This window comes from Methanothermobacter sp. K4, from assembly GCF_022014235.1.
In the GTDB taxonomy this organism is placed as follows: Archaea; Methanobacteriota; Methanobacteria; order Methanobacteriales; family Methanothermobacteraceae; genus Methanothermobacter.
Map to the genome: position 1 here is coordinate 222,002 of NZ_JAKLTD010000002.1, position 4,602 is coordinate 226,603.

The 4,602-nt window shown below is 51.1% G+C and carries 6 protein-coding genes; 2 read left to right on the forward strand and 4 right to left on the reverse strand.

Annotated elements, in window-relative coordinates:
• Positions 1 to 55 precede the first annotated feature (55 nt).
• From L5462_RS04795 to L5462_RS04810, 4 genes are all read right to left on the reverse strand, one after another.
• Positions 56 to 793, reverse strand: coding sequence for a geranylgeranylglyceryl/heptaprenylglyceryl phosphate synthase (locus L5462_RS04795; protein ID WP_237779677.1), 738 nt, complete (start codon positions 791 to 793; stop codon positions 56 to 58).
• Between the two features lie 40 nt (positions 794 to 833).
• Positions 834 to 980: a 50S ribosomal protein L40e gene (locus L5462_RS04800; protein WP_010876192.1), complete on the reverse strand. Its 147-nt coding sequence runs from the start codon at positions 978 to 980 to the stop codon at positions 834 to 836.
• 2 nt (positions 981 to 982) lie between these two features.
• Positions 983 to 1,492 carry a DUF367 family protein gene (locus L5462_RS04805; protein ID WP_237779678.1) on the reverse strand — a complete coding sequence of 170 codons (510 nt, stop codon included), beginning with the start codon at positions 1,490 to 1,492 and terminating at the stop codon, positions 983 to 985.
• Between the two features lie 129 nt (positions 1,493 to 1,621).
• Entirely contained in the window at positions 1,622 to 3,628 is a 2,007-nt protein-coding gene (locus L5462_RS04810) for a VWA domain-containing protein (RefSeq protein WP_237779679.1), read from the reverse strand.
• Between the two features lie 197 nt (positions 3,629 to 3,825).
• Here L5462_RS04810 and L5462_RS04815 point away from each other — a divergent pair, with 197 nt between their 5' ends.
• Together L5462_RS04815 and L5462_RS04820 are read left to right on the forward strand one after the other, a co-directional pair.
• The gene (locus tag L5462_RS04815) at positions 3,826 to 3,990 is read left to right on the forward strand and encodes a hypothetical protein (protein WP_171770386.1); all 165 of its coding nucleotides are present in this window, start codon (positions 3,826 to 3,828) and stop codon (positions 3,988 to 3,990) included.
• Between the two features lie 3 nt (positions 3,991 to 3,993).
• Positions 3,994 to 4,470 (forward strand): hypothetical protein, encoded by a 477-nt coding sequence (locus tag L5462_RS04820; protein ID WP_237779680.1) that lies wholly within the window; start codon positions 3,994 to 3,996, stop codon positions 4,468 to 4,470.
• Positions 4,471 to 4,602 lie beyond the last annotated feature (132 nt).

The following is a 4,602-nucleotide window of genomic DNA, read 5'->3' on the forward strand; positions in this document are numbered from 1 at the left end:
AAATACTGGAACTTTTAGAGTGCGAATACCTAATCAATACTTAAAAGATAAATTATCAGAGGGACCCAATACCCTCAACGATCTCGCGGATCTTGTCCTCAACGTTTGAACTGTTCTCAACCACAGTACCTGTGACTATGACATCTGCACCTGCACCTGCAACCCTTGCGGCATCCGCACCTGTCCTTATACCGCCACCCACTATGAGTATCTGGTCTGTGCACCTCTTAACAAGGGATATCATCTCCTCAGGCACATGCTGGGGGGCACCTGAACCCGCCTCAAGGTAGAAGAGCCTCATACCCAGGAACTCCGCGGCCATGGCATATGCTGCCGCAATGTCCGGCTTGTTCCTGGGGACTGGCTTGGTGTCTCCAACCCAGCCCACTGTACCCCCTGGTTCAACCACAAGGTAACCCATTGGGAGGGCCTCTATCCCCATCTTCTTAACAGTCGGGGCGCCAAGGGCCTGGGCACCTATGATCCAGTAGGGGTTGTTTGAGTTGAGGAGACTCATGAAGAATATTGCATCTGCGTGGCGGCTGACACCTGTGGTGTTCCCAGGGAAAAGTATTATCGGGACATCTATGTTCTCCCTGAGGGCCCTGGCTGTATTGTCAAGTTCACTGGAATCTGTGGTTGAACCGCCAAGCATTATACCATCGGTACCCCCCCTTATGGCGGCCTCTGCAATCTCAACGGCCTCCTCAGGGGTCTGTTCCTCAGGGTCGATGAGGGTAAGGTGTATCTTCCTCTCCCCAAGAATATCATGGAAATAATCTTCAACCTTCATTTTGAACACTCAGAAAAGTAATAACTGGGGAGGGGGCTGTTTAACCCCTTGGTTCCTTTGCCTTGTACCTTAATCCCTTGTAACCGCACTTCCTGCATGTCTTTGCAGTTGGTGGGTTCCTGGCGTTACATTTAAGGCAGATCTTGATATTGAATAGTCTGTTTTCTGCTTCCTCAAATCTTGCCATAATTAGCCTCCTATGTATTTGTTCTGAATCTCAACAACCTCAAGGCTATCCCTAGCCCGGGAGTAAGCTTCAAGAAGTTCACGGTTGAGGTCCAGGAAGTGTGGACCCCACTTGAAGTAGGACATGATGTCAGACGCTATATCTTTCAGTCCAACTATATAAAGGGTTGCCGCCACGGCCTCTGCAGTTGATAGTATGCAGGGCTTTCCATAGTTGGTGGGGTTTGCGGCCACCAGGAATGGCAGCGACCTGTGGTTCCCTGCGGTCTGGAATATGACCGATGACTTTCTGACCTTTTTCCATGAGCAGTCCAGGGCTGCGATGCCCCTCTTCATGACCATGTCACGGTCCCCGGGTGAGACTGCCTTCTCAGAAAAAGGGTTGAGGACAAGTGCACCTCTGGGTATCTGGTTGAGACTATTTACTATTTTAAATTTTCCCTTCCTGCCGAGTTTGAGGCTGGTGCACTTCTTCCTGTCACACTCCTCTGCATGGTATACCACGATTCTCATCAGGGTGATATTGGCCATCCATGTATAAATATTATTTCAGGTCTGGACATCCGCTGCGAGACCACAAGGGAGCTCACAGCGCCATCCATGTATAAATATTATTTCAGGGTCCTGCTGGGTGGGCAGGTACTAGAACATCTCCCTCTCATGCCCCATTATCTTCCGGACGGCAATGGATGGGTCCTCAAGGTCATGGAGGTCATAGCAACTGCCACCCGAGGCCAGGGCTATCTCCATGTTGAGGTCCCTTCCACCCCTTGAGCCCTGCTCAAAGTTTATGACAGCGGAGGGTATATCCTCCTCCTTAAGCCTGGCTGCTGCTGCAACCGCCTCCCTCTTGGGGTTCCTCTCAACCCCCACGTTTGGCATGCCGTCGCTGAGGATAACCATGAACGGGACATACTCGCTGTGTTTCTTCTCCTCCCTGAGTATCTCAAGGCCCCTCTTTATACCCTCTGCCATTGGTGTTGTGCCACCAACCCTTATGCTGTCCACTGTATCCCTGAATGATGATGCCCTGGCTGTTGAGGGTATTATAACCTTCGCATCCCTTCCGCGGAACCCCACGACACTTATCCTGTCCTTATGCCTCTGGGCGTCCTCTATGAATCTCTCTATGAGACCCTTAACCCTGGCTGCCTTCTTCTCCGAGAACATTGACCCGCTTATATCCACCACCAGGACGATTGATGCCCTTGCACCGTGCTTGCGTATCTTCTCCCTTATATCACCGGGTTCTATCTTAAGCTCCCCCCTTGATGCGGCGGCCCTCAGTGTGGCGTCAACAGCAACGTCACCTGAGCCCGTGGGGAACCTGCTCTTCACGTACCTTCCCTTCGTGGTCTTTGATTCAACCCTTGAACCGTAAAGCCGCTCCTTCTTCTTGCCCCTGATCCTGAGGAGCTTCTTTATATCAACGTCCATGTCCTGGGTTTCAGGTTCCCTGCCCTCCACGTCAGCGGCAAGGGCCCCCAGGGATGATGCCGCCGGTGAGGCTCCTGAATCTGCAGTGCTGCCTCCCCCAGCAGATTCCCCACTCCGGGTTTCATCATCACCCTCTCCACCTTCACCTGAGTCACTACCTGAGTCACTGCTTCCTGATTCAGGCTCCTCTGACTCCCTTTCACGCTCCATCTCCTCACGGGCCCTCTGCATCTCCCTCCTGGTGTTTTCACGGTTATAGGTCCTTCCAGGTATTCTCTCGCCCAGAACGAGTATTATGGCATCCTCGACGTCCTCCTCACGGACCCTCCTCCTCCCGTTGAAGGCCGCTATGGCCTTTGAGGTCCTCACGATTGCAATATCGGATCGGTGCCCATCGACCCCTGCATCCACACAGACCCTTGCTATCAGCTCAAGGAGGCCATCGTCAATGGTGACTGCTGGAAGGAGCTTCCTGGCCTCCATTATCCTCTCCCTGAGTTCCCGCTGACTCTCAGCGAACCTCTCAACGAATCCCTCAGGGTCATCCTCGAATTCATCCCTGCGCTTCATTATCAGGATCCTCTGCCTTATGTCGGTGACCGTGCCAACATTTATGTGAATACCTATTCTGTCTGAAAGCTGGGGCCGGAGTTCACCCTCCGCAGGGTTCATGGTCCCAACCAGGATGAACCTTGATGGGTGCTGAAGGGATATACCTTCCCTTTCAACTGTGTTTACACCATAGGCCGCCGCATCAAGCAGGACATCCACCAGGTGGTCATCCAGCAGGTTTATCTCATCAACGTAGAGTATGTTCCTGTTGGCCTCTGCAAGTATACCCGGCTCAAGGGCCTTTATACCCTCTGTGAGCGCCTTCCCTATGTCAAGGGATCCAACCACACGGTCCTCTGTTGCACCCAGGGGGAGCTCAACCACCCGCATCTTCCGGTACTCCACCTCCAGGTCCCCTGAGCGGCACACCTCACATGCCTCCCCGGGTTCATCAGGGTCGCAGTTGAAGGGGCAGCCCTTAACCGTTCGCAGTGATGGAAGAAGGTCTGCCAGGGCCCTCACGGCGGTTGTCTTACCTGTCCCCTTATCATCCTTTATGAGGACACCCCCTATCCTGGGGTTTATGGCGTTGAGTATAAGGGCCTTTTTCACCTTCTCCTGTCCAACTATAGCTGTGAATGGGAAAATAAGGTTCTTCATTAACTCACCTGGTCTTTATAACCATATAACTTTATCTTTATTCTCAATAATAAGGTTTTACGTGGAATAGTATTAAAAAAGAAGTTCAATGTAGGAATCTCCTCTGGATAAGCCAGATAATGGTATTAAAATAGAGGTCCAGTGTAGGAATCCCTCTGGATAAAGTAGATAAGGGATGGTGAAGATAGATTAAGCTGGTGATAGATATGTGCACTGTTGGAGGTCCAATGGCTGATATAGACATCAAGAAGATGAAGACCCGTAAATGTAAGTGCCTTGACTGTGGAAACGAGTTCAAGGGTGTTGGAAGGCGGATAATCTGTCCATCATGCCAGTCAGATAACGTTGAATGTGAAGGTTAGAGGGTGAGTTGTCTGGAATTCAATCTGAAGGATGACAGGATACTCTTTGTGGAGTCGGATTCAGGTACACTTGGCATAATACCCTCCGGCAGGGGGAGAACCATCTTCATGAACACCCCCGATGACGAGGTTGCCCTGTTCCTTGAACCCGACGACCTCATAGTTATATCTGCATTCAGCTCCGGGGAAAAGACAAGGAGGGGTATAATGGCCCTCGCCTACCTCCTCCTTGAGATAGAAAACCCCCTTGTTGTTCTCCCTGAAAACCATCCAGGATCCCGGAGGCTGAAGATGGTGGTCTCGGCCTCAGATACCATAAGACTGAGCTGCGAGATAACCCCGGGCACTCACCCGGACCACCACCAGCTCTGCTCGGTCAGTGAACTCTCAGGGATGGAGATAGTGTCAGAGAATGGCCTGGTTAAACTCTCAAACACACCACCCGGTATCAGGGTTTGGCTGACAAAACTTGAGTGGTGATGTGGGGAAACTATTTTTAAGTACACCCACATAAACCATTGAACGTGAATGATTATGATCAACGAATTCTATCCAGGGAAACTATTTTTAAGTACACCCACATAAACCATTGAACGTGAATGATTATGATCA